The sequence below is a fragment of the Aeromonas sp. PI_26 genome, assembly GCF_027854445.1.
Lineage (GTDB): Bacteria > Pseudomonadota > Gammaproteobacteria > Enterobacterales > Aeromonadaceae > Aeromonas > Aeromonas veronii.
Window position 1 is genome coordinate 100,918 of the sequence record NZ_JAJNOE010000007.1, and the last position, 25,874, is coordinate 126,791.

General features: G+C 60.3%; 23 protein-coding genes. 19 read left to right on the forward strand and 4 right to left on the reverse strand.

Annotated elements, in window-relative coordinates; translation table 11 throughout:
- The first annotated feature begins 22 nt into the window (after window positions 1-22).
- From leuS to lipA, 14 genes are all read left to right on the forward strand, one after another.
- Window positions 23-2,599, forward strand: a complete 2,577-nt coding sequence (gene leuS / locus LRL22_RS09895; protein ID WP_270905303.1) for a leucine--tRNA ligase — start codon at window positions 23-25, stop codon at window positions 2,597-2,599.
- Window positions 2,600-2,697: 98 nt separating this feature from the next.
- On the forward strand, window positions 2,698-3,180 hold the full coding sequence (locus LRL22_RS09900) for an LPS-assembly lipoprotein LptE (RefSeq protein WP_144714343.1): 483 nt from the start codon (window positions 2,698-2,700) through the stop codon (window positions 3,178-3,180).
- Complete coding sequence (gene holA, locus LRL22_RS09905) at window positions 3,180-4,217, forward strand: DNA polymerase III subunit delta (RefSeq protein ID WP_270905304.1); 1,038 nt, start codon at window positions 3,180-3,182, stop codon at window positions 4,215-4,217. The genes LRL22_RS09900 and holA overlap by 1 nt, the downstream gene beginning before the upstream one ends.
- A complete protein-coding gene (nadD, locus tag LRL22_RS09910; protein WP_270905305.1) occupies window positions 4,211-4,861 on the forward strand; it encodes a nicotinate-nucleotide adenylyltransferase in 651 nt (216 codons plus the stop codon). Before holA ends, nadD begins: the two co-directional genes overlap by 7 nt.
- Before the next feature lie 103 nt (window positions 4,862-4,964).
- Window positions 4,965-5,306: a ribosome silencing factor gene (gene rsfS / locus LRL22_RS09915; protein ID WP_005335165.1), complete on the forward strand. Its 342-nt coding sequence runs from the start codon at window positions 4,965-4,967 to the stop codon at window positions 5,304-5,306.
- A 19-nt stretch (window positions 5,307-5,325) separates the two neighbouring features.
- The gene (gene rlmH, locus LRL22_RS09920) at window positions 5,326-5,793 is read left to right on the forward strand and encodes a 23S rRNA (pseudouridine(1915)-N(3))-methyltransferase RlmH (protein ID WP_208737822.1); all 468 of its coding nucleotides are present in this window, start codon (window positions 5,326-5,328) and stop codon (window positions 5,791-5,793) included.
- 103 nt (window positions 5,794-5,896) lie between these two features.
- Window positions 5,897-7,819: a penicillin-binding protein 2 gene (gene mrdA / locus LRL22_RS09925; RefSeq protein WP_005335168.1), complete on the forward strand. Its 1,923-nt coding sequence runs from the start codon at window positions 5,897-5,899 to the stop codon at window positions 7,817-7,819.
- A complete protein-coding gene (gene rodA / locus LRL22_RS09930; RefSeq protein ID WP_005335170.1) occupies window positions 7,812-8,915 on the forward strand; it encodes a rod shape-determining protein RodA in 1,104 nt (367 codons plus the stop codon). The genes mrdA and rodA overlap by 8 nt, the downstream gene beginning before the upstream one ends.
- The gene (mltB, locus tag LRL22_RS09935; RefSeq protein ID WP_270905306.1) at window positions 8,915-9,913 is read left to right on the forward strand and encodes a lytic murein transglycosylase B; all 999 of its coding nucleotides are present in this window, start codon (window positions 8,915-8,917) and stop codon (window positions 9,911-9,913) included. Before rodA ends, mltB begins: the two co-directional genes overlap by 1 nt.
- Window positions 9,855-10,835, forward strand: a complete 981-nt coding sequence (locus tag LRL22_RS09940; RefSeq protein WP_270905307.1) for a septal ring lytic transglycosylase RlpA family protein — start codon at window positions 9,855-9,857, stop codon at window positions 10,833-10,835. Before mltB ends, LRL22_RS09940 begins: the two co-directional genes overlap by 59 nt.
- 186 nt (window positions 10,836-11,021) lie before the next feature.
- Window positions 11,022-12,218, forward strand: coding sequence for a D-alanyl-D-alanine carboxypeptidase family protein (locus LRL22_RS09945; RefSeq protein WP_005335176.1), 1,197 nt, complete (start codon window positions 11,022-11,024; stop codon window positions 12,216-12,218).
- A gap of 292 nt (window positions 12,219-12,510) precedes the next feature.
- Window positions 12,511-12,774 carry a DUF493 family protein YbeD gene (gene ybeD, locus LRL22_RS09950; RefSeq protein ID WP_005335178.1) on the forward strand — a complete coding sequence of 88 codons (264 nt, stop codon included), beginning with the start codon at window positions 12,511-12,513 and terminating at the stop codon, window positions 12,772-12,774.
- Between the two features lie 62 nt (window positions 12,775-12,836).
- Window positions 12,837-13,514 (forward strand): lipoyl(octanoyl) transferase LipB, encoded by a 678-nt coding sequence (gene lipB / locus LRL22_RS09955; protein ID WP_040066806.1) that lies wholly within the window; start codon window positions 12,837-12,839, stop codon window positions 13,512-13,514.
- Window positions 13,511-14,476, forward strand: coding sequence for a lipoyl synthase (lipA, locus tag LRL22_RS09960; RefSeq protein ID WP_005335190.1), 966 nt, complete (start codon window positions 13,511-13,513; stop codon window positions 14,474-14,476). Before lipB ends, lipA begins: the two co-directional genes overlap by 4 nt.
- Window positions 14,477-14,583: 107 nt before the next feature.
- Here lipA and LRL22_RS09965 read toward each other — a convergent pair whose 3' ends face one another.
- Together LRL22_RS09965 and LRL22_RS09970 are read right to left on the reverse strand one after the other, a co-directional pair.
- Window positions 14,584-15,144 (reverse strand): NUDIX domain-containing protein, encoded by a 561-nt coding sequence (locus LRL22_RS09965; protein WP_270905308.1) that lies wholly within the window; start codon window positions 15,142-15,144, stop codon window positions 14,584-14,586.
- Between the two features lie 7 nt (window positions 15,145-15,151).
- Entirely contained in the window at window positions 15,152-15,952 is an 801-nt protein-coding gene (locus LRL22_RS09970; RefSeq protein ID WP_270905309.1) for a DUF2989 domain-containing protein, read from the reverse strand.
- A 211-nt stretch (window positions 15,953-16,163) separates the two neighbouring features.
- Between LRL22_RS09970 and LRL22_RS09975 the strand changes: the two genes are divergently transcribed.
- Together LRL22_RS09975 and LRL22_RS09980 are read left to right on the forward strand one after the other, a co-directional pair.
- Complete coding sequence (locus tag LRL22_RS09975; protein ID WP_270905310.1) at window positions 16,164-17,597, forward strand: glyceraldehyde-3-phosphate dehydrogenase; 1,434 nt, start codon at window positions 16,164-16,166, stop codon at window positions 17,595-17,597.
- 72 nt (window positions 17,598-17,669) lie between these two features.
- Entirely contained in the window at window positions 17,670-17,963 is a 294-nt protein-coding gene (locus LRL22_RS09980) for a YeaC family protein (protein WP_011707127.1), read from the forward strand.
- Window positions 17,964-18,198: 235 nt separating this feature from the next.
- Here LRL22_RS09980 and ansA read toward each other — a convergent pair whose 3' ends face one another.
- Window positions 18,199-19,206, reverse strand: coding sequence for an asparaginase (gene ansA, locus LRL22_RS09985; RefSeq protein ID WP_204477630.1), 1,008 nt, complete (start codon window positions 19,204-19,206; stop codon window positions 18,199-18,201).
- 446 nt (window positions 19,207-19,652) lie between these two features.
- On the opposite strand from ansA, the gene gltS reads away from it, so the two are divergent.
- Complete coding sequence (gltS, locus tag LRL22_RS09990) at window positions 19,653-20,852, forward strand: sodium/glutamate symporter (RefSeq protein WP_270905311.1); 1,200 nt, start codon at window positions 19,653-19,655, stop codon at window positions 20,850-20,852.
- A 231-nt stretch (window positions 20,853-21,083) separates the two neighbouring features.
- On the opposite strand, the gene LRL22_RS09995 is transcribed toward gltS, so the two are convergent.
- Entirely contained in the window at window positions 21,084-22,955 is a 1,872-nt protein-coding gene (locus tag LRL22_RS09995; protein WP_270905342.1) for a methyl-accepting chemotaxis protein, read from the reverse strand.
- Between the two features lie 256 nt (window positions 22,956-23,211).
- Here LRL22_RS09995 and prfB point away from each other — a divergent pair.
- Window positions 23,212-24,310, forward strand: a protein-coding gene (prfB, locus tag LRL22_RS10000; RefSeq protein WP_100645262.1) for a peptide chain release factor 2 whose coding sequence is annotated in 2 segments (ribosomal slippage) — window positions 23,212-23,286 and window positions 23,288-24,310 — 1,098 coding nt in all. Because the reading frame shifts where the segments join, the coding sequence is not laid out codon by codon here.
- Between the two features lie 16 nt (window positions 24,311-24,326).
- Window positions 24,327-25,862, forward strand: a complete 1,536-nt coding sequence (lysS, locus tag LRL22_RS10005; protein ID WP_005335201.1) for a lysine--tRNA ligase — start codon at window positions 24,327-24,329, stop codon at window positions 25,860-25,862.
- Window positions 25,863-25,874: the final 12 nt, after the last annotated feature.

A 25,874-nucleotide genomic window follows, 5' to 3' on the forward strand; every position in this document is an offset into this window, starting at 1 on the left:
TTCACAGATCCGGATGTCACCAATGCAAGAGCAATACGTTCCCCAATCAATCGAACCAGCAGTGCAAAAGCACTGGGATGCCAAGAAAACCTTCAAGGCCGTGGAGAAGGTAGACAAGGAGAAGTTCTACTGCCTGTCCATGTTCCCCTATCCGTCTGGTCGACTACACATGGGGCACGTTCGTAACTACACCATAGGTGATGTGATCTCCCGTTATCAACGCCTCAATGGCAAGAACGTGCTGCAACCCATAGGTTGGGATGCATTCGGTCTGCCGGCCGAGAACGCCGCGATCAAAAACAATACCGCGCCGGCGCCCTGGACCTACGAAAACATCGAATACATGAAGAACCAGCTGAAGATGCTGGGTCTGGGTTATGACTGGGATCGTGAAGTCGCCACCTGCAAACCGGATTACTACCGCTGGGAACAGTGGTTCTTCACCAAGCTCTACGAGAAGGGTCTGGTCTACAAGAAGACCTCCTCCGTCAACTGGTGCCCGAACGACATGACCGTACTGGCCAACGAGCAGGTTGTCGACAACTGCTGCTGGCGCTGTGACACCCCGGTGGAACAGAAAGAGATCCCCCAGTGGTTCATCAAGATCACCGACTACGCCGAAGAGCTGCTCAACGACATCGACAATCTGGAAGGCTGGCCGGAGATGGTCAAGACCATGCAGCGCAACTGGATTGGCCGCTCCGAAGGGGTCAACATCAGCTTCGCTATCGAGGGTCAGGCTGAGCAGCTGGAGGTCTACACCACCCGTCCGGACACCTTCATGGGCGTCACCTATGTCGGTATCGCTGCCGGTCACCCGCTGGCGCTGCAGGCAGCCCAAAACAATCCTGAGCTGGCCGCCTTCATCGAAGAGTGCAAGAACACCAAGGTAGCCGAAGCTGAACTGGCCACCATGGAGAAGAAGGGCATGGCCACCGGCCTCTATGCCATTCACCCGCTGGATGGCCGCAAGGTACCAGTCTGGGTCGCCAACTTCGTGCTGATGAACTACGGCACCGGCGCCGTGATGGCGGTTCCAGCCCACGATCAGCGTGACTTCGAGTTCGCCACCAAATATGGCCTCGACATCAAGGCGGTGATCAAGCCGGTTGATGGCGACGTCGACGTGAGCGACGCCGCTTACACCGAGAAGGGCGTGCTGTTCAACTCCGGCGAGTTTGACGGTCTCGACTTCCAGGGCGCCTTCGATGCCATCGCCAGCAAGCTGGAAGGGCTGGGCAAAGGCAAGCGCACCGTCAACTACCGTCTGCGTGACTGGGGTGTCTCTCGTCAGCGTTACTGGGGTGCCCCCATCCCGATGCTGACCCTGGCTGACGGCTCCGTGGTGCCGACGCCGGAAGACCAACTGCCGGTGCTGCTGCCGGAAGATGTGGTGATGGATGGTATCCAGAGCCCGATCAAAGCTGATGCCGAGTGGGCCAAGACCACTTACAACGGTCAGGAAGCGTTCCGCGAGACCGATACCTTCGACACCTTTATGGAGTCCTCCTGGTACTACGCGCGCTACTGCTCCCCGGACTACGACAAGGGCATGCTGGATCCGGCTGCTGCCAACCACTGGCTGCCGGTGGATCAGTACATCGGCGGTATCGAGCACGCCTGTATGCACCTGCTCTACGCCCGCTTCTTCCACAAGCTGCTGCGTGACGCGGGTCTGGTCAACAGCGACGAGCCGTTCAAGCGCCTGCTCTGCCAGGGCATGGTGCTGGCTGACGCCTTCTACTACAAAGACGAGAAGGGCGGCAACGTCTGGGTCAGCCCGACTGACGTCAAGGTAGAGCGTGACGAGAAGGGTCGTATCACCAAGGCCATCGACAACGAAGGTCGTGAGGTAATGCACTCCGGCATGACCAAGATGTCCAAGTCCAAGAACAACGGCATCGACCCGCAGCTGATGGTCGAGCGTTACGGCGCCGATACCGTCCGTCTGTTCATGATGTTCGCCTCTCCGGCCGAGATGACCCTAGAGTGGTCCGACTCCGGCGTAGAGGGTGCCCAGCGCTTCCTGCGTCGCCTGTGGCGCGTCACCTTCGAACACGTCTCCGGTGGCGCCGTTGCCGCACTGGATGTAGCGGCTCTCACCAACGAGCAGAAAGCGGTTCGCCGTGAACTGCACAAGACCATCGCCAAGGTGAGCGATGACGTGGGTCGCCGTCAGACCTTCAACACCGCCATCGCCGCCATCATGGAGCTGATGAACAATCTCTCCAAGCTGGGCAACGACGAGCAGGACCGCGCCCTGATGCAGGAAGCGCTGGAAGCCGTGGTAGTCATGCTCTACCCCATCACTCCGCACATCGGCTTCGAGCTGTGGAAGATGCTGGGCAAGGGCGACGACATCGATCACGCTGCCTGGCCGGTGGCCGATGAAGCGGCCATGGTCGAGACCGAGAAGCTGGTGGTGGTGCAGATCAACGGCAAGATGCGCGGCAAACTGACCGTACCGGCCGAGATCAGCCAGGCTGACGTCGAGAAGCTGGCGATGGCCGATGCCTCCGTGCAGAAGTTCACCGACGGCCTGACCGTGCGCAAGGTGATCTATGTACCGGGCAAGCTGCTCAACATCGTTGCTAACTGATCGGTTGCCAACTGATCATTGCCAATCTGTGACAGCAAACGGATGATAACGGCGGGCCCTGCGCCCGCCGCTTTCCCTTAATGCAAAGAGGATTTTCTATGGGCACCATCTTCACCCGCTGGATGGCCATCGTGCTGGCTGGTCTGCTGCTGCAAGGCTGCGGCTTTCACATGCGCGGCAACGGCATTCCGAGCGAGCTGATGACCATGAAGGTCGTGGGCGACAACAAGAGCGACTTCTACCGGATGGTTACCACCCGCCTGAAGGCCTCTGGCGTGACCCTGGCCGACAAGGAGGGCATTCCGGTGCTCACTCTGGGTGGCGTAGGCAGCACCAGTCAGGTTGCCTCGGTCAACGCCCTCGGGGTCGACACCGAGTATGTGCTGGGCTTTGGTACCCAGTTCACCATCTCGGTGCCGGGCAAGCCAACTCAAGTCTTCCCCATCAACTTCAACCGCAGCTTCCTCAACAAGCCGGATGCAGCGCTCGCCTCCTCCCGTGAGCAGGAGCAGCTCAACCGCGAAATGCAGGAGCAGGCGGCCAATCAGGTGATCCGGCAGTTGAGTCAGGTCAGCTTCTGATGCGGATCTACCCGGAACAATTTGGTGACCACCTCAAAGCAGGGCTTCGGCCCTGCTATCTCGTTTTTGGCGACGAGCCCCTGTTGCGACTGGAGGCCATCGATGCCATCCGTCAGGTCGCCCGCAAGCAGGGTTTCGATGAGCGCCACACCTTCGTGGTGGAACAGGGGCTGGACTGGAATCAGGTCTACGATGCCTGTCAGGCCATGAGCCTCTTCTCCGCCCGCCAGATCATCGAGCTGGAGCTGCCCGCCAAGGTGGACAAGGATCTGGCCGCCCGCATCAGCGAAATCGGCAAACAGCTTCATCCCGACCTGCTGCTGGTGCTGAGTGGCGGTCGCCTCAACCAGACCCAGATGAAGGCAGCCTGGTTCGACAAGCTCTACCAGATTGGCACCTATGTGCCGGTCAACCATCCGGAACCCAAGTTCTTCCCGCGCTGGATGAGCGCCCGTTTTGCGCGTTTCGGCCTCAAGGCGCTGCCGGATGCCATCAACTTCATGTGCCACTCCTACGAGGGCAACCTGCTGGCCGCCAGCCAGGAGATCGAGAAGCTGACCCTGCTCTCGCCGCCCCAGCCCATCAGCGTCACCTATCTGCAAGAGACCATTATCCGCCACGCCCACTTCACCCCGTTCCAGCTGGTCGATACCCTGCTGGAGGGCAAGGTGAACCGGGCCCAGCGCATTCTGGCAGCTCTGCGGGCCGAAGGTACCGAGCCGGGGATGCTGGCCTGGACCCTTTGCCGCGAGCTGGAGCAGCTGACCGAACTCTCGCTGGCGATGCGCAACGGCCAGCCGCTGGGGGAGCACTTCAGCCGCCTGCGCATCTGGCAGAGCCGCCAGCAGCTCATTCAGCAAGCACTGACCCGCCTGCCGTTTGCCAAGTTGCAGCAACTGTGGCAGCTGATGGCCCAGCTGGACGACGCCCAGCGCCGCTTCGATACCGAACAGGCGTGGCTGATGCTGCAGACCATTGCCCTCGGCTTTCGTGATGGCACCCCGCTGCCGCTGGTGATGGAGAGCAGCCGGTGCTGAAGGCGCCCATTGGCCTGCTGGGGGGCACGTTCGATCCTATCCATATCGGCCATCTGCGCCCGGCCATCGAGGCGCGCGATGCCCTCGGGCTGGCCGAGATGCGGCTGATCCCGAACCATATCCCGCCCCACCGCGCCAATCCGTTCTGCTCCAGCGAACAGCGTCTCGCCATGGTCAAACTGGCGGCGGCAGAGAACCACCACTTTGTGGTGGATGAGCGGGAGCTGAGACGGGACAAGCCCTCTTACACCATCGATACCCTGATCGAGCTGCGTCATGAACTGCCCGATACGCCGCTCTGTTTTCTGATGGGGATGGATTCCCTGCTGAGCCTGCCAAGCTGGCACCGCTGGCAGGAGCTGCTCGACCATGCCCATCTGGTGGTGAGCGTGCGGCCGGGCTGGCAACCGGATTATCCGGCCGAGGTGGCGCAGTTGCTGGCGCGCCATCACACCACAGATGCCAACGCGCTGCATCAGCGTCTGGCCGGCCATATCTGGTTGGCGGACAACCAGCCCATCGAACTGTCAGCCACCCGACTGCGGGCATTGCTGGATGGGGGGCAAGACACCCGCTACCTCTTGCCCGAGTCGGTTGCGCACTATATTGATCAACAGGGGCTCTACCGCGCCAACCGCCGCTAGCCCCTGTCGTAATCCCGCCCCACCCGATGGGAAACGGGAGTGACCATGATATAATCCGCCGCCCTGACGCAAACGCTGCGCGCCGGAATACAGGAGAGACTCATTGCAAGGCCAAGAATTGCATGCCTTTATCATCGACAAGATCGATGACATGAAAGGCCGCGACATCATCACCCTCGATGTACGCGGCAAATCCAGCATTACTGACACCATGATCATCTGTTCCGGCAACTCCAGTCGTCACGTCAGCGCAATTGCCCACCATCTGGCCAGCGAAGCCCGCCACGCGGGTCTGGATCTGCTGAGCGTGGAAGGACAACTGAGCGGTGAATGGGTGCTGGTAGATATGGGCTCGGTGATCGTGCATGTGATGCAGGATGAACATCGTGACTTCTACCAACTGGAAAAGCTGTGGAGCGGTGCCGCTCAAATGAATACGCAATAAGAGCACAAGTGTAACGACCATGAAGATCCAGTTGATTGCGGTGGGCACCAAGATGCCCGCCTGGGTAGAGCATGGCTTCGAAGAGTATCGTCGCCGCTTCCCCAAAGACATGCCGTTTGAACTCGTCGAGATTGGCGCAGGCAAACGGGGCAAAAATGCCGACATTCCCCGCATCCTGCAGAAGGAAGGGGAAGCCATGCTGGCGGCTGCAGGGCGCTCGCGCATCGTCACCCTCGACATTCCGGGCAAGCCCTGGACCACGGAGCAGCTGGCTACCCAGCTGGAGGCGTGGAAACTCGATGGCCGCGATGTGGCCCTGCTGATAGGCGGGCCGGAAGGCTTGTCACCCGAGTGCAAGGCTGCCGCCGAACAGAGCTGGTCACTGTCACCGCTCACCCTGCCCCATCCGCTAGTGCGGGTGCTGGTGGCAGAGAGCCTCTATCGGGCCTGGAGCATCACCACCAATCATCCGTATCATAGAGAGTGAGCCATGCGTCTCTGGAGTCTCACCTCTCATATTCACCCCTATAACAGAGAGTGAACAATGCAGTTCCTGCTCTTATTGCCCCCAAGGGTCTTGAGGTAAAGGCATGCTGAAACAACGCATCGAAATGCGCGATCACAGTGCCGAGGGCAATCTGTTCTTCCGGCGCACCCTGGTAGCCTACATCGGCATCGTCGTGCTGATGCTGGTGCTGCTGGGCAATCTCTATTATCTGCAGGTCGAGTCCTACGACACCTACCAGACTCGCTCCAACTCCAACCGAATCCGCGTGGTGCCGGTGGCACCGCCACGGGGCCTCATCTATGACACCAACGGTGTGCTGCTGGCGGAAAACCGCCCGGTCTACAGTCTGGAAATCGTGCCGGAAGAGACCAAGGATCTCGAAAAAACTGCCGACCAGCTGATCACCCTGCTGGGTCTGCCGGAAGGCACCAAGGAGAAGTTCCTCGCCGAAGTGAAGCGCCAGCGCCGCTTCAAGCCGGTCGCCCTCTACGAGAAGCTGACCGAATATCAGGTGGCCCTCTTCTCGGTCAATCAGCATAACTACCCGGGCGCCAGCATCGAGGCCTACCTCAAGCGCTACTACCCGTTTGGTGACACCCTCACCCATGCTTTGGGCTATGTGGCCAAGATCAACACCCGTGACGTAGAGCGCCTCGAGAAGGAAGAAAAACTCGCCAACTACGCGGCCACCAAGGATATCGGCAAGCAGGGGGTGGAGAAGTATTACGAAGATGAGCTGCACGGTGTGGCGGGCTATCAGGAGGTCGAGGTGAACAACCGCGGCCGGATTGTCCGCACCCTCAAGTTCCAGCCACCTATTCCGGGCAAGGATATCTACCTCAATATCGACGTCCGGATGCAGCTCAAGGCCCAGCAACTGCTGGCTGGCCAGCGCGGAGCCATCGTGATGATGGACCCGAAAACCGGCGCCATCCTGGCCCTGGAGTCGAGCCCCAGCTATGACCCCAACCTGTTCGTGACCGGTATCTCCAGCGCCAACTACTCGGCGCTCCTCAACGATCCGGCGCGACCACTGGTGAACCGCACCACTCAGGGCATTTATGCCCCTGCCTCCACCGTCAAGCCCATGATGTCCATCATGGGTCTCAACGAGGGGGCCATCACCCCGGGCTACCGCTATTTCGGCGGCCCGAGCTTCTCCATTCCCGGTACCACCAAGAAGTTTCGCGACTGGCGCCGCTGGGGTCATGGCTGGCTCGATGTCTATCGCGCCATCGAGGTCTCGGCAGATACCTACTTCTACGATCTCGCCTATCGGGTCGGCATCGACAAGATCCACAGCTACATGACCAAGTTTGGCTTCGGTCAGTACACAGGGGTCGATCTTTATGAAGAGACCAAGGGGGTCATGCCGTCCCGTGACTGGAAAATGGCCCGTTGGCGCCAGCCCTGGTATCAGGGGGACACCATCTCTGTCGGTATCGGTCAGGGCTACTGGAGCGCCACCCCGCTCCAACTGGCCAAGGCGATCAGCATCCTGACCCAGAATGGTCACGACGTCACCCCGCACCTGCTCAAGAGCACAGCCTCCCAGGCGGGGGTGGTCGATGCCCCCATCAACCCCAATATCGCCCTCAAGCTCAAGAACGACAGCTTCTGGAAAGTGGCGCAAGATGGGATGTGGCGAGTCAACCATGGCAGTGAAGGCAGTGGCCGTCACTCGTTTGCCAAGGCGCCTTACTCCTCAGGCGGCAAATCGGGCACAGCCCAGGTAGTCGGTTTGAAGGAAAATCAGGTTTACAACATCAAGACGGTCAAGGCGGAGCATCGCGATAACGCTTTGTTCGTGGCTTATGCCCCCTTCGAGGCACCCAAAGCGGTGGTAGCTCTGGTACTGGAAAACTCCATCGGAGGTGGTGGTGGTCGAGCTGCATCGCCCATCGCACGCCAGATGCTGGATGCCTATCTGCTGCCCCCTGATCCGCAACTGCCACCGGCACCGGAAAAGCCGTCCCAACCGAGTGAGGTCGCTCCCAATGAGTAATTCTGCCCGCCAGCAGAGCATCTGGTACAAGCTGCATATCGACTTGCCCCTGCTGCTCGGTCTGCTGGCCGTGATGACCCTCTCCATGGTGGTGCTCTACTCCGCCTCCGGTCAGGATATGGACTCCATCGTGCGTCAGCTGGTGCGCGGTGGTCTCGCCTTTGCCCTGATGATCGGCCTGGCCCAGCTGCCCCCCTCCCTCTACGCCCGCTGGTCGGTGCCGCTGTTCGCCGTGGTGGTGCTGATGCTGATTGCGGTGGACGTATTCGGCCACATCGGCAAGGGGGCCCAGCGCTGGCTCGATCTGGGCTTTATGAAGTTCCAGCCCTCCGAGGTGATGAAGCTCTCCATGCCGATCATGGTGGCCGCCTGGCTCAGTCGCCACTCGCTGCCCCCCAAGTTCAGCCATGTGGTAATCGCCCTCATCATGGTGCTGCTGCCCACCCTGCTGATCGCCGCCCAGCCTGACCTTGGCACCTCCATTCTGGTGGCAGCCTCCGGCTTCTTCGTCATCTTCCTGGCGGGGCTCAGCTGGTGGCTGATCGGCTTGGCGGTCCTGCTGATGCTGGCCTTTATGCCGGTGCTCTGGTTCTTCCTGATGCACGACTACCAGCGCCAGCGGGTGCTGATGCTGCTCGACCCGGAGAAAGACCCGCTTGGCCGCGGCTATCACATCATCCAGTCCAAGATTGCCATCGGCTCCGGCGGCGTCTTTGGCAAGGGGTGGCTGCAAGGGACCCAGTCCCAGCTGGAGTTCCTGCCCGAGCGCCACACCGACTTCATCTTCGCGGTATTCAGCGAGGAGTTCGGTCTGGTGGGGGTTGCCCTGCTGCTGGTGCTCTACCTCTACGTCATCAGCCGCTGTCTGTTTATCTCGATGCAGGCCCAGAACAGCTTCGAGCGACTACTGGGCGGCGCCATCACCCTCACCTTCTTCGTCTATGTGTTCGTCAACATGGGCATGGTGAGCGGCATCCTGCCGGTGGTGGGGGTGCCCCTGCCGCTGGTGAGCTATGGCGGTACCTCCATGGTGACCCTGATGGCCGGATTCGGTATCCTGATGTCCATCCAGACTCATAGAAGACTGCTCGCCTGATGAGACGGGTTGGATTGCTGCTCTCCCTCGCCACCACGATGGCGACCGCCGCCGTGTCGCCGGATCGGTTGGCCCTGCTCGCCGACCAGCAGCAGGTGCCGCTGGCGGAGCTGCAGGCCGCCGTCGCCCGCGCCCAGTTACGGCAGGAGGTGCTCGACACCATCAGCAAGCCGTGGGAGGCCAAGCCCTGGCATCGCTACCGGCCGCTGTTTGTTACCCCGGATCGCATCCGTGACGGCCAGCAGTTCTGGCAGCAACATGCCGAGACACTGGCCCGCGCGGAGCAGACCTATCGGGTGCCCGCCTCGCTCATCGTGGCCATCATAGGGGTAGAAACCTTCTACGGTCGCCAGATGGGCCGTCATCCGGTGCTCGATAGCCTCTACACCCTGGGGTTCCACTACCCGGAGCGCAGCGACTTCTTTGCCAAGGAGTTTGCCCAGCTGGTGTTGCTGGCAAGGGAAGAGGGGTGGTCGCTGGAGCAGCTCAAGGGCTCCTACGCCGGGGCCATGGGGATGGGGCAGTTCATGCCCTCCAGCTATCGCCACTACGCCGTCGACTTTGACGGGGATGGCAAGCGGGATCTGTTTGCCAACCCGGTCGATGCCATCGGCAGCGTGGCCAACTATTTTGCCAGCCACCAGTGGCGCTGGGGCGAATCCGTGGTGGAACCGGCCCAGATCGGGTTGATGGCGGTCGAACCTCTACTCAGGCCTGAGCCCGAGTTAACACAACAGTGGTCAGAACTGGCGGCGGCAGGGATTGAGCTCGCCACGCCGCTGGCCCCACAGACGCCGGTCAAGTTGCTGGCGTTTGCCCAAGCCGATGGACCGGAATACTGGGTCGCACGGCATAACTTTTATGTGATCACCCGTTACAATCGCAGCCCACTCTACGCGATGGCGGTGTATCAACTTAGCCAAGCCATTCAGGAAGCGTATGCATCTTCGTCACAAACTCCTCCCGCTCAGCCTGAGCTTGTTGCTGGCCGCCTGTAGCAGCCAGCCGGAACAGAGCGCCCCCGTCGAGCCGCAAGCACCGGTCAGCAAGCCACCCGTTATCGAGATCCCGCAAGCCACCGGCGCCATTCCACGCCCCGAGCCCCTGAGTGCCAGCGGCAACCGGGACTACTGGATCGGCAAGCAGAAGCATGAGGTGTGGCGCGACATCAAACACTACAGCGAAGAGGGCACCGCCAGCTGGTTGTCGTCGGATCTGGACGGCCAGAAGACCGCCAACGGCGATGTGCTGGACAGCAAGCTGTTCAGTGCCGCCCACCGCAACCTGCCCATCCCTAGCTATGTGCGGGTCACCAATCTGGACAACGGGCTGGAGACCATAGTGCGGGTCAACGACCGCGGCCCGTTCAACAGCCCGCGCCTGATCGACCTCTCCTACGCAGCGGCCAAGCAGCTGGAGATGGTCGATAGTGGTGAGGCCCGAGTACGGCTGGAGCTGATCAGCGACACCCCGGATCAGATGGTGATCATGGAGCCGATGAAACCCATCGAAATGACTCCGACCACTCCGGCTGCGGCCTCCAACACGCTGTCGCAAGATGGCTTCCTGGGTGAACCAACCGCACTGGCGATGGCCACTCCCGCTGCCGAACCAGCTCCCGTCAAGGCACCCGCCGCCAAGCCCGCCAAAGCGGCACCTGTCAATCCAGCGCCAGCCAAGGCCGCAGCGCCTGCCAGCAGTGGTGATGGCAAGATGATCCAGGTACTGGCCAGCGGCTCCCGGGATCGGGCCGAGGCGATGGGCAAGGTGATGACCCAGCGTTACGGCGTGCCCTACCGGATCGATGCCCATAGCGCCATTTTCCGGGTGCTGATTGGCCCGGTCGCCGCCGACCAGCAGGCAAGTGTGCTGGAAAAAGTGCGTCAGGGCGGGCTGGAACAGGCCTTTATCGTGCCCTGATCACCCCCTTTTGCTGCGGATGTGACTAACCGCTTACTCACTGTCATCACGTCGTTTTATGGCGTGATGACAGGGAGTGATGGATAAAAAACCAGTTCTGATCGCCATCTCGGGCTATAACCTGCGGGCGCATCTGGTATAGTTAGGCCCGCATTTTATCCCCATCTGGCTCGCAGGAATTTCAAGATGTCCAAATTTGCCCGTTCAGTTCTTCTGGCCTCACTGATCAGCGTAACCGCCCAGGCCAATACGCCGGTGCCGACACCGACCCCGAATGCCATGCCCATGGTGGTTCCCGCCGCGCCGGAGATCTCCGCCAAGGCCCATATTCTGATCGACTACTACTCCGGTCAGGTGCTGGCCGAGCAGAACGCCGAAGAGCGTCTGCCGCCCGCCAGTCTGACCAAGATGATGACCTCCTACATCATCGGCCAGGAGCTGCTGAAGGGGAACATCAAGCGCACCGACATGGTGACCATCAGCCAGAACGCCTGGTCCAAGAACTACTCCGACTCCTCCAAGATGTTTATCGAGGTGGGCAAGCAGGTCTCCGTCGATGACCTCAACAAGGGCATCATCATCCAGTCCGGCAACGACGCCTGCGTCGCCATGGCCGAGTTCTTGGCGGGCAGCACCGACTCCTTCGCCAGCCTGATGAACAGCTGGGCCGCCAAGCTCGGTATGAACGACAGCCACTTCATGAACCCGCACGGTCTGGATGCGGAAGGTCACTACAGTACCGCTCACGACATGGCCCGTCTGGGTCAGGCGCTGATCCGCGACCTGCCGGAGGAGTACAAGATCTACTCCCAGAAATCCTTCGTCTTCAACGGCATCACCCAGCACAACCGCAACCGCCTGCTGTGGGATCAATCCCTGCAGGTGGATGGCATCAAGACCGGCCACGTCAGCCAGGTCGGCTATAACCTGGTCTCCTCTGCCACCAACAACGAAGGCATGCGCCTGATCGCCGTGGTACTGGGCGCCAGCAGCGAAGCCTCCCGCGCCGCCGAGAGCAAAAAACTGCTCACCTACGGCTTCCGCTTCTTCCAGAGCCTGACCCCGTACAAGGCAGGCACCGAGCTGGTCACCCAGAAGATCTGGATGGGCGACAAACCGGAAGTGAAACTGGGCGTCGACAAAGATGTCTCCGTGCTGGTCACCCGCGGTCAGGGTAACAACCTGAAGGCTGATTTCCAGCTCGACAGCGAACTGAAAGCGCCGCTGGCCAAGGGGCAGCGCGTCGGTACCGTGTTCCTGAAACAGGGCGACAAAGAGATCAAGCAGGTGCCGCTGGTTGCCCTGGAAGAGGTGCAGGAAGGTGGCTTGATGAGCCGTCTGTGGGACTACCTGGTACTGCTGGTCACCAGCTGGTTCAAGTAATCCAACGCACGATCCTCACCAAACAGCGGCGCCAACAGGCGCCGCTGCTGTCTGTGACCGGCAAAGGCAGTGAATAACCCTGTAAACTGCAGGTTCCGCCTTACCCTGATTTGTGGTAAAAAGCAGCACTTCCATCCTTGTCTGACCGATCCTGGCCTTGATCCCGGTCCGGGCAGCGCCCATATAGTTATGAGCCGTGCCCATATAGACTTGAAATGGCGGCCTCCACGGGCCATCGGCCACTAGCCATCCAAGATGAAGTCATCCCGGTGATGACGCAAAAGGTGAGTAAATGAATACCAAGTTTGATGAACTGCTGGAGTTTCCCTGCAAATTCCCGTTCAAGGTACTCGGCGTTGCCGACCCGGCACTGCCGGAAATGGTGGTTGAAGTGCTGCAGCAGCACGCCCCCGGCACCTACAGTCCGACAGTCCAGCCCAGCTCCAAGGGCAACTACCACTCGGTCCGCGTGACCGTGACTGCCCAGAGCAAAGAGCACATCGAAGCGATGTACCACGCCCTTGGCAAGATCGAGCTGGTGAAATACGTACTGTAATTTCTCTCTCGCCCCGTTCTGCGGGGCGAATGTTTTTGGCCGCAGCACGCCGCGAGGACGCCATGTCATCCCAGATCCCCGCCCAGTCCAGCCTGATTGTCAGGCAGCTGGGTCGCCGCCCCTACCAGCCGGTATGGGACGCCATGAAAGCCTTCACCGACAACCGCACCAGCGATACCCCGGACGAGTTCTGGGTGGTCGAGCACGATCCCGTCTACACCCAGGGTCAGGCCGGCAAGGCCGAACATCTGCTCAATCCGGGCAATATCCCGGTGGTGCAGAGCGATCGCGGCGGTCAGGTGACCTATCACGGACCGGGCCAGCTGGTGCTCTACGTCCTGGTGGATGTCCGCCGCTGCAAATTCTCGGTTCGCGAGCTGGTGACCGCGCTGGAGACAGCCATCATCAACACCCTCGCGAAAAGCGATATCCAGGCTTATGCCAAGGCCGATGCCCCCGGGGTCTATGTGAAAAATGACCTTGGCATGGAGGCAAAACTGGCCTCGCTGGGGCTGCGCATCCGCAAGGGGTGCTCGTTCCACGGACTGGCCCTCAATATCAACATGGACATGACCCCTTTCCTGCACATCAATCCGTGCGGCTATGCGGGCATGGCCATGACCCAGACCAGCGCCCTGGGCGGCCCGCAAAGCGTGGCCGAGGCGCAATCCATTCTGGTGGCCGAACTGGCCCGCCTGATTGGCTATCAAACAATAACAAACACCGAGAGTGAATCATGAGCAAACCCGTTCGTATGGAGCCGGGCGTCAAGCTGCGCGATGGCGACAAGATGGCCCTGATCCCGGTGAAATTCATGCCGGATCCCAACGAAGAACTCCTTCGCAAGCCGGACTGGATGCGGATCAAGCTGCCCCCCTCCAGCCAGAAGATCGAACACATCAAGAGCACCTTGCGCAAGAACAAGCTGCACTCGGTGTGTGAAGAGGCCTCCTGCCCCAATCTGGCGGAGTGCTTCAACCACGGCACCGCCACCTTCATGATCATGGGCGCCATCTGCACCCGCCGCTGCCCCTTCTGCGACGTGGCCCACGGCCGCCCGCTGGCACTCGATCCGGAAGAGCCGAAGAAGCTGGCGCTGACCATCAAGGAGATGAACCTCAAGTATGTGGTGATCACCTCGGTGGACCGCGACGATCTGCGCGACGGCGGTGCCCAGCACTTCGCCGACTGCATCCGCGAGATCCGCGAGCACAGCCCGCAGACCCGCATCGAGATCCTGACTCCGGATTTCCGTGGCCGGATGGAGCAGGCGCTGGAGGTGTTCCGCGAGACCCCGCCGGACGTCTTCAACCACAACCTGGAAACCGCGCCGCGCATGTATCGCGTTGCCCGCCCGGGTGCCGACTACAAGTGGTCGCTGGAGCTGCTGCGCCGCATCAAGGAGATGCACCCCCACGTACCGACCAAATCCGGTCTGATGATGGGCCTTGGCGAGACCAACGAAGAGATCGTCGAGGTGCTCAAGGATCTGCGCGCCCACGGCGTCAACATGCTGACCTTGGGTCAGTATCTGCAGCCGAGCCGCCACCACCTGCCGGTCAAGCGCTACGTGCCGCCAGCAGAGTTTGACGAGCTGAAAGATGTCGCCATGGAGCTGGGCTTTACCCACGCCGCCTGCGGTCCTTTCGTTCGCTCTTCCTACCATGCTGATCTGCAAGCCAAGGGCGAAGAGGTCAAATGATCTCGCACGACAGAGTGGCCAAGTAACCGCCACCCTCGCAATGGAAAAGAGCGCCTATTGGCGCTCTTTTTATTGGTATCACTGACAGTTGCAGCTTGATGTACCCATCAGCCGTGGTCGAAGATCCCCTGCTGATGCCAGCGTTGCAGCTGGACAAGCACCCGGGTCTCTCGCGCCGTCCACTGGGGACAGGGCCCCGCCAGCTGGGTCTTGTTGGTCTGCAGCGCTTCGTCGAGGGCAAACCAGCCGGGCACGAAGCCAAGGCGGATCTCGTAGGGCTGTGGCTGCGGGGCCACCAGCTGATCGCCAATCCGGCACAAGTAGTAGAGCGAGCGGATGCAGTAGGCATCGAACCCCGGCTCGCGGGCGGCGCGATATTCACGGGTCTCGCCAAGCAGGCCCCCCACTTCCCGCAGTTCGGCACCGCACTCCTCCAGCAGCTCGCGAGCGAGCGCCACATGGTGGCTCTCCCCCGCTTCAATGCCGCCCCCGGGGAACATCAGATCGCCGTTGACCCGGGAGTGAACCAGCAGCAGCTCGTCGCCACGGGGCACCACGGCGCGCACCGTGAGGCGCTCAAGCGTGCGGCCATCGGTACGTACCTCGCCATGAACGAAAGAGAGATCGAACGGATTGGGCCAGTAGCTGGCCGGAGAGAACGTCGTCATCACTGCCTCAGGGCCGGTAGCTGCCATGCTTGAGCTGCTCGACAATCTCGGCAGCCCGCACATCGTAGCCATCCTGCTCTGTCTTGCTCAGGGTGTGGTAGATGCCAAAACGCTTGGCTGAGACCTCGGGGCTATCCTGAAACGACTCGCTCACCTTGCCCCACAGATAGGCCAGCCCATACTGTTTCTGGCCCATATAGAGGGTGCTGAGGGAGGTGAACATGCGGCTGTTGACCTTGTCCCCCTCCTGATAGAGGGAGAGCCCGTGCTGCAAGGTTGCAATGGCCTTTTCCGGGTCACTCTTGGCGTAGATACCGCCGAGCGCCAGTTGCAGCTCGGGTTCATCCAGCGCCTTGGTGCCTTCCAGCGCCATAAACTGCTGACGAGCCAGCTCGTTAGTGTTGTTGGTCCAGTGCCAGAGCAGCAGGTAGGGATCTTGCGAATTGCGGGTCGCGGCATCGAGCTGAGCCAACTGATCCCCGGCCGCCAGCATTCCCTCTACCCGTGGACTCTTCTGCTCGCGGGCATTCTTGTATTCAATGCTGGTGGAGCGCTCGGCACATTTGAGATAGCGCTCAAGGTTGCGCATCAGCTCGTACTTGCGCCGATCCGTCCCCTCCTCCTTGAGATAGAAGCGACTGCGGATCACATCGGTACGCTCGTAGCGACACCAGCCATCGTCCACCAGATCCTGGCAGAGCTCGGGATGATTGCCACAGATGTTGTGGATCCGGTCGTCATTGCAGCCAGCCACGGCAAGGCCGACTGAAAGCATGATGAAGGTCTGTCGCAGGGGGAAATTGGCCATGGTTCACATCTTGTTGGTAACGCGGGTTGGTAACAACTGGCGCCTTTACGGGCCACCTCCGGCTAGCAAACCGGTTACATATCCATTACAATGCGCGCGCCATATAAGGCCGCGATTGCAGAATAATATAACGAAATATACACCCCTACACTGATCTGCATTCGACGAATTTTCTATTTACACCAACAACGTGAAATAAAGGATCTGGTCAATGACCCACGAGCACTACTTGCAAGCGTGGCAGGAGAGCCAGGAGCTCGCCGAAGCCATGCAGCCCTTGATTGGTCGCCTCTACCGACAACAAGGGGTCGAGATCACCCTCTACGGCCGCCCGCTGCAAAACGCCTCCACCATCGATATCCTCAAGGCCCACCGGGTCGTCCGCCGCCACCAGGGCGCCCCCCTCCCCATCCAGCAAAGCTTCCCCCTGCTTCAGGCCATCGTTGCCCTCAAACCCACCGCCGCCGAGGTTGACCTTGGCAAGCTGGCAGTCGGCTACTGGCAGGAGCATCAGGATGAAGCGGGGATCGAGGACTATCTGCAAGCGCGACTGGCACCGGCCCTTGGCCACAGCCAGATGCCGCAGCCGACCGACGTGGTGCTCTACGGCTTTGGCCGTATCGGCCGCCTGCTGGCCCGCCTGCTGATCGAGCGCACCGGCGCCGCCAACCCGCTGCGCCTGCGCGCCATCGTGGTACGTGGCGGTCGCGACGGAGATCTGGAGAAACGTGCCAGCCTGCTGCGCCGCGACTCGGTGCACGGTCCCTTCAACGGCTCCATCGAGGTGGATGTGGAGCGCAGCGCCATCATCGCCAACGGCACCTTCATTCAGGTGATCTACGCCAATAGCCCGGCCGACATCGACTACACCACCTACGGCATTCACGATGCGCTGATCGTCGACAACACCGGCGTCTGGCGTGACGAGGCAGGCCTCTCCGAGCATCTGAAAGCACGTGGCGCCGCCAAGGTGCTGCTGACTGCCCCCGGCAAAGGGGAGATGAAGAACGTAGTGTTCGGGGTCAACCATGAGGTGATAGGCCCGGATGACAGGATCATCTCCGCCGCCTCCTGTACCACCAACGCCATCACCCCGGTGCTCAAGGTAATGCAGGAGCGGTTTGGCATCCGCCACGGCCACGTGGAGACGGTCCACTCCTACACCAACGATCAGAACCTCATCGACAACTACCACAAAGGCGAGCGCCGCGGTCGCAGCGCCGCCCTCAATATGGTGATGACCAGCACCGGCGCCGCCAAGGCGGTGGCCAAGGCGCTGCCCGAGCTCAAGGGCAAGCTGACCGGCAACGCCATCCGGGTGCCGACCCCCAATGTGTCGCTGGCGATTATCAATCTGTCGCTGGAGCAGGCCACCGAGCGGGAGAGCCTCAACGCCTATCTGCAGCAGATGGCGTTAAGCTCGGCCCTGCATCGCCAGATCGACTTCAGCGCCAGTACCGAGCTGGTCTCCTCCGACATGGTGGGTTCCCGTTATGCGGGTATCGTCGACTCCCAGGCGACCATCGCCGAGGGGGATCACTGTGTGCTCTACGTATGGTATGACAACGAATTCGGGTACAGTTGTCAGGTAGTGCGGGTGATGGAGCAGATGGCTGGCGTAGTCCGCCAGGATCTGCCGGCATAGACCGATAGGGTCTACCTGCATAGCCCATCAGATCCCGCTGTTTATGGCTCAATAGTTCAAGGAGAAGGCCGGATGTCGTTTCAACAGGGTGAGTTTTTGCAAGCAATCAGGCAGATGCCCGCAGAGGTGTACGAGCGGCTCAAAACCGCAGTCGAGCTGGGCAAGTGGCCCGATGGCAAGCCCCTCACCGACGAGCAGAAGGCCACCTCCCTGCAAGCCGTGATGGCCTGGCAGGCGATGCATCTCGACAACCCGGAGCATATGAACATCGGCCGCGACGGCGAGATCGTGATGAAGAGCAAGAGCGAGCTCAAACGTCAGTATCGCGACGAGGAAGAGATAGTCCGGGTCGACCTCAACCACTGAGCCTGACCCGGCAGGCCGCTCACGGCGGCCACAACAGAGAGGGGAGCCATTATGGCTCCCCTCTTTTTCCACTCTCCCCATGGTAGGGAGGTCAGAAGCTGTTCACGACCTGTAGCGAGAAGACGTCAGCAAGGTGAAGAGCAGCGCAGGAACCGGAGTGTATATACATACATGAGGATTCCGAGCAGCACATGAGCCTTGATCACGGCTTCGCAGTAAGGTCGCGGACAGTTTCTCAGGGCGTCAGCTCCCCGCGCAGGGACTGCTGCATCAGCTCGCGAATTCTGTGGGATGGCAAATCCTGGCTCAACAGGAAGTGGAGCTTGGTGAGCGCCGCTTCGGCGGTCATATCAAAGCCCGAGATAACCCCGGCCCGCGACAGGGCGTTGCCGGTAGCATACCCCCCCATATTGACCTTGCCGTGCAGGCACTGGCTCAGGTTGACGATGATGACGCCGCGGGCCGAAGCCTCGGAGAGCAGCGCCAGCATGGCCGGGTTCTGCGGCGCATTGCCGACCCCGAACGACAGCAGGATCAGCGCCTTCACCGGCTGTTGCAGGATGTTGGCGATCACCTCACTGGAGATACCCGGATAGAGGGTCACCACGCCGATGGGCTGGGGAGTGATGTCGTGCAGCACCAGCGGCCGCTCGGACGGCACGCCCAACTCGCCCGCTTCCAGCGAGATGGCGATCCCGGCATTGAGCAGCGGCGGATAGTTGGGGGAGTCGAAGGCGTGGAAGCCGTCGGCGTGCACCTTCTTGCTGCGGTTGCCGCGATAGAGCTGGTTGTTGAAGAACAGCGTCACTTCGTGGATCGGGTAGTTGGCCGCGATATAGAGGGCGTTGAGCAGGTTCTGCTGACCGTCGGAGCGCAGCTCGGCCAGCGGGATCTGGGAGCCGGTGATGATGACCGGCTTGTGCAGATCTTCCAGCATGAAGGAGAGCGCCGAGGCGGTGAACGACATGGTGTCGGTGCCATGCAGGATCACGAAACCATCGTATTTCTCGTAGTTGTCGCGAATATCCTCGGCGATGCGCTGCCAATCCGCCGGGGTCATGTCGGAGGAGTCGATGAGGGGCGCATATTCGTGGATATAGTAATCCGGCATCTCGGGGCGGTGGAACTCGGGCATCCGCGCCAGACAGTCTTCCATAAAGCCCGCCATCGGCACGTAGCCGTGATCGGAACGCTGCATCCCAATGGTGCCGCCTGTGTAGGCAATGTAGATAGACTTCTTCACACCCTCTCCTCTTGATGAAGTGAACACCGCCAAAACATGAACCATGTCGGGGTGAACCACAATGTCAACGCCCGCCAGCGCCTCTGCGTGCAGCGGAAACCGGCGAATTATAGAGACTGGCGCCCCAAATGACAGCCGTTCCATGCACCCTTTTCGGCTTTTCTGCCCTCTACCTACATAGTGTTAAATATCACAATAAACCACTAAAACGAGCATTAATACGACAAAGATGGAATTAAACGATGCTTTTTGCTACAATCCGCCGGATTTTACTAAAATCTCATCTGGATGCCTGAGCATTTCAGGCCCGCACAAGCCCCATCTTTCCTGGGGCGGGGAGATGTTTCCCCTTCTTTGCTGGCACATAAGCCACACTGTTTTCATCCCGGCTGAATCTGTAAGTCTTTTGCTATGAAAGACACAGCCAATCAACATGGGAGTACTGAATGTTACAACTTGATTCCTACGCAACGCTGGTCGCTGCCACTCTGGTATTGCTGCTTGGCCGGGTGTTGGTTACCCGAGTCGGGCTGCTGCGTACCTTCAACATCCCCAAACCGGTAGCCGGCGGCCTGGTGGTCGCGCTGGTACTGCTACTGCTGCGCTCCACCCTGCAGATGGAGCTGCAATTTGATACCAGCCTGCAAACCCCGCTGATGCTGGCCTTCTTCGCCTCCATCGGTCTCTCCGCCGATCTCGCCAGCCTGAAACGCGGCGGCAAGGCGGTGGTTACCTTCCTGATGGTGGTCACCGGCCTGCTGCTGGTGCAGAACAGTCTGGGTGTCGGTCTGGCGACCCTGCTCGGTCTGGATCCCCACATGGGGCTGCTGGCCGGCTCCATCACTCTCTCCGGCGGCCACGGCACCGGTGCGGCCTGGAGTGCCACCTTCTCCGAGAAATACGGCGTGCAATCCGCTGCCGAACTCGCCATCGCCTGTGCCACCTTCGGTCTGGTGCTGGGCGGCCTGATCGGCGGCCCGGTGGCTCGCTATCTGGTGAAGAAAGTGCAGGTGCCCGGTGAGGAGCACAATCAGGATGAGGCCCCTCAGGGCTTCGAAATGCCCGACATGGAGCGCCCCCTCACCACTTTCAGCGTCATCGAAACGCTGGCGCTGATCGCCATCAGCCTCAAAGGCGGCGAGCTGCTCTCTGCTTCCCTCAAAGGGGGCGCCTTCGAGCTGCCGATCTTTGTCTGCGTGCTGTTTGTCGGCGTGCTGCTGCGCAACGTCCTGACCCTGCTGAACTGGCATGAGGTGAGCGATCGCGAGGTCTCCCTGCTGGGCAACGTCAGCCTGTCGCTGTTCCTCGCCATGGCACTGATGAGCCTGAAATTGTGGGATCTGGCCAGCCTGGCGCTGCCCATCTTCATCCTGCTGGCCGCCCAGACCGTGGCGATGGCGCTCTACGCCACCTTCGTCACCTTCCGGGTGATGGGCAAAAATTACGATGCTGCCGTACTGGCGGCAGGTCACTGCGGCTTTGGCCTCGGGGCCACCCCGACCGCCATCGCCAACATGCAGGCCATCACCCAGCGCTTCGGTCCCTCCCACCTGGCGTTTCTGGTGGTGCCCATGGTAGGCGCCTTCTTTATCGACATCATCAACGCCATGGTGATCAAGCTGTTTATGGCGATGCCATTCCTGTAATTCCCTTTCCGTCAGACGTATATGATCAGAGCCCACCTTTCGGTGGGCTCTTTGTTTGTTATCGACTCGCCAGGTGACGCAGGCAGAGCCGGGGCTCGTATCCGCCACCAGGGTGACCCGCGAGCAACCCGGAATCCCTATATCCCGCACTTCCCCGAACAACAAAAAGCCCCGCACTCGACAGAGGGCGGGGCTTTTTTATCTCAGCCGGAACAGGCCGAGAGTTGCACCTTACAGGATAAAGGTCGACACCTGCTGGTTAAGGTCAGCTGCCCGTCCCTTGAGACTCTGGGCCTGATCCAGATCGCGCATGGCGGCGGCGGTGATCTCGTCACTCACATCCTTGATGGCGGTGGTGTTCTGGGTGATCTCGCCGGTCACCTGGGTCTGCTCCTCAGCGGCAGTGGCGATCTGGCCCGCCATGTCGGAGATGAGGGAGATGGCACTGGTGATCTCTTCCAGTGCGCGCACCGCCTGATCCGCATCCTGCACGCTGTTGTCCGCCAGCCCCTGACTGGTCTGCATCAGGCTCACCGCGCGGGCGGTGGTCTGTTGCAGGGTCTCGATGGTGGACTGGATCTGCTGGGTGGAGTCCTGAGTACGGCGAGACAGCACCCGCACCTCGTCAGCCACCACCGCAAAACCACGACCCTGCTCACCAGCACGGGCCGCTTCGATGGCCGCGTTCAACGCCAGCAGGTTGGTCTGCTCGGCAATCCCCTGAATGGTGGAGAGAATGCTGGTGATCGCCTGCGCGTGACGGCTCAGCTCGCCGATCACCTCGGTCGCCTGCCCCACCTCTTCAGCCAGACCATTGATGGACTGGCGGGTCTTGTTGACCAGCATCTTGCCCTGCTCACTGCTCTGGGCAGATTGCTGGGCAGCGGCGGCGGTGTTCTCGGCGTTGCCGGCGATCTCCATGGTGGCGCTCGCCATCTCGGTGACCGCAGTGGCGACCATGTTCACCTCCTGCTGCTGACGCTGCAGCTCGTCCACCGCGGCCTGGTTGGTCACCAGACTGCGCTCGGCATCGGCGTTCAGCTCGTTGGCCAGCTGGCGGATATTACCGATCAGCTGGTGCTGGCTGCCGACGAAGCGGTTGAAGCTGTTCGCCAGCTGACCCACTTCATCGTTGGCATCGATCTTGATGCGCTGGGTCAGATCGCCGTTACCATCGGCAATGCGTGCCAGTGCCTGGGAGACCTTGCTGAGCGGGCCCAGCAGCATGCTGACCAGCCAGGAGATAGCGAGGATACTGCCCACTAGCACCAGCAGCGCCATGCCCAGCTGGGTCATCAGCAGGGAGGAGAGCGGCGCTTCCAGCGCGGCCTTGTCCAGCACCAACACGAGTTCCCAGTCGGTGTCGGGGATATCGACCGCCCACAGCAGCTTGTCACGTCCTTCGTTGTCGAAGTAGGCCGCCACCAGACCGTTGCTGGCCTTGCTCTGCTCGATCAGCGCATTGGTCAGATCGTTGTCGATCTCGGTGGCCGGTTTCATCGCCTTGGCGGCATCCTTGTAGGCGATGATGGTGCCGTCTTTGTGCATCATGATGGCAAAACCATCGGCCGGCAGCTTCATCTTGGTGACGTCCTCCACCAGCGAGGCGATGGAGAGGTCACCACCGACTACCCCGCCAGAAACCGGCTGGGCCAGGGTCACCACCATGATGTTGTAAGCCACGTCGAGATAGGGCTTGGTGACAATCAGGCCGCCCTTGCCCATTGCTTCCTGATACCAGCCACGGGAGCGCGGGTCGTAGCCATCGCGGTTGATGGAGGGATCGGAGTCATTCATCTTGCCGCTGCTCTCACCGAAATAGGTGAGCTGGAAACGGCCGGAGACTTGTGCCTGTTGCAAGGCATTGAGGGGGTCAGCACCGGCCTTGTTGCCGAGCGCCTGGATCACATCGCGGCGCGCTGCGAGCCAGTCGCTGACACGCTCGGCCTGCTGGGTACCCAGCCGTTGCAACTGCTCCTGGCTGCCTTGCAGCAACAGGGACTTCTGGCTGCTATAGCTCTGCCAGGAGAGCAACAAAATCACCAACGAAAGGGCGATCACCACTGACAACAGTATCTTCTGCTTGAGTGACAGGTTTTTCATCATGTGTTCTTCTTATTGAGGTGAGGAGCGGGTTTTTCCCTAAATTGCACAACACTACACGTAGTCATTAGCGACCCGAATGGCCAAAACTGAACCTGAAAATGGGTCTGCGGGCGATATTTTCTACCGAGGTGGAGAAAAGTGCACCAGAAATTGACGGCATGAGCCGCACAAGCCAAGGCAACCCTGTTTATTCCTTCCACAATTGGCTAGAATATCCCGTTTTTAAATCACATCGACCCTGAGAGTTTTCACGATGTTCGAAGTTAATCCCGTATTAAATAAACTTAAGGAGCTGTCTGAGCGGACCGAGCTTCTTAGGGGGTACCTTTGACTATGACGCCAAGAAAGAGCGTCTAGAAGAGGTCAACGCCGAGCTGGAACAGCCGGACGTATGGAATGAACCCGAGCGCGCACAGGCGCTGGGCAAAGAGCGCGTAGCGCTGGAAAACGTGGTCGGCACCATCGACACCCTGACCCAGGGCGTGGATGACGTCGAGATGCTGGTGAGCCTGGCCGTGGAAGGGGAAGACGAAGAGACCTTCAACGAAGCCATCGCCGAATCCGAACAACTGGAAGCCAAGCTGGTGGATCTCGAGTTTCGCCGCATGTTCTCCGGTCAGCACGACGGCTCCGACTGCTATATCGACATCCAGTCCGGCTCCGGTGGTACCGAAGCACAGGATTGGGCCAACATGGTACTGCGCATGTACCTGCGCTGGGGCGATGCCCACGGCTACAAGCCCGAGCTGATTGAATGCTCCGAAGGCGACGTGGCCGGCATCAAATCCGCCACCATCAAGTTCACCGGCGAATATGCGTTCGGCTGGCTGCGTACCGAAACCGGCGTACACCGTCTGGTTCGCAAGTCTCCGTTCGATTCCGGTGGCCGCCGTCACACCTCCTTCTGTTCTGTGTTCGTCTACCCCGAGATCGACGACGATATCGATATCGAGATCAACCCGGCGGATCTGCGGATCGACGTCTACCGTGCCTCCGGTGCCGGCGGTCAGCACGTTAACCGAACCGAATCCGCGGTGCGTATTACCCACGTACCGACCGGTGTCGTGGTACAGTGCCAGAACGACCGTTCCCAGCACAAAAACAAAGACCAGTGTATGAAGCAGCTGAAAGCCAAGCTCTACGAGCTGGAAATTCAGAAGCAGAACGCTGAGAAACAAGCCCTGGAAGAGACCAAGTCTGATATCGGTTGGGGCAGCCAGATCCGTTCCTATGTGCTGGATGACTCCCGTATCAAGGATCTGCGCACCGGCGTCGAAACCCGTAATACCCAATCGGTGCTCGACGGTGACTTGGACAAGTTTATCGAAGCCAGCCTGAAATCAGGTCTGTAAACAAGCAGGAATCACCATGTCTGAACAAACCATCACTCCGGAAGTCGACCAAACTCTCGAACTCAACAACGAGATGACCGAGCGTCGTTCCAAGCTGGCCGCCCTGCGCGCCCAGGGTAATCCTTTCCCCAACGACTTCCGTCGCGACAGCCTCTCTGGCGATCTGCACGCAGAGTTCGACGACAAAAGCGCCGAGGAGCTGACGAGCCTGGGTAAACGGGTGAAGATTGCCGGTCGCATCATGACCCGCCGGATCATGGGCAAGGCTTCTTTCGCCACCCTGCAGGACATGGCCGGCAAGATCCAGGTCTACGTCACCCGTGACGACCTGCCGGAAGGTTTCTACAACGAGCAGTTCAAGAAGTGGGATCTGGGCGACATCGTGGGTGTCGAAGGTACCCTGTTCAAGACCCAGACCGGTGAGCTCTCCGTTCACGTTTCCGATATCCGCCTGCTGACCAAGGCACTGCGTCCGCTGCCCGAGAAGCACAAAGGCCTGACCGACCAGGAAGCTCGCTGCCGCCAGCGCTACCTGGATCTGATCGCCAACGAAGAGTCCCGCAAGACCTTCATGATCCGCACCCAGGTGGTTGCCGGTATCCGCAAGTTCTTCAACGAAAAGCGCTTCATGGAAGTGGAAACCCCGATGATGCAAGTCATTCCGGGTGGTGCCTCCGCGCGTCCGTTCGTCACTCACCACAATGCGCTGGACATCGACATGTACCTGCGTATCGCTCCGGAGCTCTATCTGAAGCGTCTGGTAGTCGGTGGCTTCGAGCGTGTCTACGAGATCAACCGCAACTTCCGTAACGAAGGTATCTCGGTTCGTCACAACCCCGAGTTCACCATGATCGAGTTCTACATGGCCTACGCCGACTACATCGATCTGATGGACCTGACCGAAGAGCTGCTGCGCACCCTGGCGCAGGACATCCTGGGCGACACCAAGATCCGTTACGCCAAAGAGGGCGAAGAGGGCCTGACCATCGATTTCGGTCAGCCGTTCCAGCGCCTCACCATGGTCGAGTCCATCCTGAAGTTCAACCCGGATGTGACCCTGGATGATCTGGCTACCCTCGAGAGCGCCAAGGCCGTTGCCAAGCGTCTGCACATCGAGCTGATGAAGGGTTGGGAGCTGGGCCACGTGATCACCGCGATCTTCGAAGAGACCGTGGAGCACATGCTGCTGCAACCAACCTTTATCACCGAGTACCCGGCAGCCGTTTCTCCGCTGGCTCGTCGCAACGACGTGAACCCGGATGTAACCGACCGCTTCGAATTCTTCATCGGTGGCCGCGAGCTGGCCAACGGCTTCTCCGAGCTGAACGATGCAGAAGACCAGGCCAAGCGCTTCCAGGATCAGGTTGATCAGAAAGAAGCTGGCGACGACGAAGCCATGTTCTACGACGCCGACTTCGTCACCGCGCTGGAACACGGCCTGCCGCCGACTGCCGGTCAGGGTATCGGTATCGACCGTCTGGTGATGCTGTTCACCAACAGCCACACCATCCGTGACGTCATTCTGTTCCCGGCCCTGCGTCCGCAGAAGTAAGGCCCACAGAAG

What these genes read in the sequence shown, in the direction of transcription:
- mltB (WP_270905306.1), top strand. Translation starts at nt 8,915, where the DNA reads ATGAGACGGGTTGGATTGCTGCTCTCCCTCGCCACCACGATGGCGACC.
- LRL22_RS09980 (WP_011707127.1), top strand. Translation starts at nt 17,670, where the DNA reads ATGTCGTTTCAACAGGGTGAGTTTTTGCAAGCAATCAGGCAGATGCCC.
- gltS (WP_270905311.1), top strand. Translation starts at nt 19,653, where the DNA reads ATGTTACAACTTGATTCCTACGCAACGCTGGTCGCTGCCACTCTGGTA.
- rodA (WP_005335170.1), top strand. Translation starts at nt 7,812, where the DNA reads ATGAGTAATTCTGCCCGCCAGCAGAGCATCTGGTACAAGCTGCATATC.
- LRL22_RS09965 (WP_270905308.1), bottom strand. Translation starts at nt 15,144, where the DNA reads ATGACGACGTTCTCTCCGGCCAGCTACTGGCCCAATCCGTTCGATCTC.
- LRL22_RS09900 (WP_144714343.1), top strand. Translation starts at nt 2,698, where the DNA reads ATGGGCACCATCTTCACCCGCTGGATGGCCATCGTGCTGGCTGGTCTG.
- mrdA (WP_005335168.1), top strand. Translation starts at nt 5,897, where the DNA reads ATGCTGAAACAACGCATCGAAATGCGCGATCACAGTGCCGAGGGCAAT.
- lipA (WP_005335190.1), top strand. Translation starts at nt 13,511, where the DNA reads ATGAGCAAACCCGTTCGTATGGAGCCGGGCGTCAAGCTGCGCGATGGC.
- rlmH (WP_208737822.1), top strand. Translation starts at nt 5,326, where the DNA reads ATGAAGATCCAGTTGATTGCGGTGGGCACCAAGATGCCCGCCTGGGTA.
- LRL22_RS09940 (WP_270905307.1), top strand. Translation starts at nt 9,855, where the DNA reads ATGCATCTTCGTCACAAACTCCTCCCGCTCAGCCTGAGCTTGTTGCTG.
- LRL22_RS09970 (WP_270905309.1), bottom strand. Translation starts at nt 15,952, where the DNA reads ATGGCCAATTTCCCCCTGCGACAGACCTTCATCATGCTTTCAGTCGGC.
- holA (WP_270905304.1), top strand. Translation starts at nt 3,180, where the DNA reads ATGCGGATCTACCCGGAACAATTTGGTGACCACCTCAAAGCAGGGCTT.
- LRL22_RS09945 (WP_005335176.1), top strand. Translation starts at nt 11,022, where the DNA reads ATGTCCAAATTTGCCCGTTCAGTTCTTCTGGCCTCACTGATCAGCGTA.
- LRL22_RS09975 (WP_270905310.1), top strand. Translation starts at nt 16,164, where the DNA reads ATGACCCACGAGCACTACTTGCAAGCGTGGCAGGAGAGCCAGGAGCTC.
- leuS (WP_270905303.1), top strand. Translation starts at nt 23, where the DNA reads ATGCAAGAGCAATACGTTCCCCAATCAATCGAACCAGCAGTGCAAAAG.
- LRL22_RS09995 (WP_270905342.1), bottom strand. Translation starts at nt 22,955, where the DNA reads ATGAAAAACCTGTCACTCAAGCAGAAGATACTGTTGTCAGTGGTGATC.
- ybeD (WP_005335178.1), top strand. Translation starts at nt 12,511, where the DNA reads ATGAATACCAAGTTTGATGAACTGCTGGAGTTTCCCTGCAAATTCCCG.
- lysS (WP_005335201.1), top strand. Translation starts at nt 24,327, where the DNA reads ATGTCTGAACAAACCATCACTCCGGAAGTCGACCAAACTCTCGAACTC.
- lipB (WP_040066806.1), top strand. Translation starts at nt 12,837, where the DNA reads ATGTCATCCCAGATCCCCGCCCAGTCCAGCCTGATTGTCAGGCAGCTG.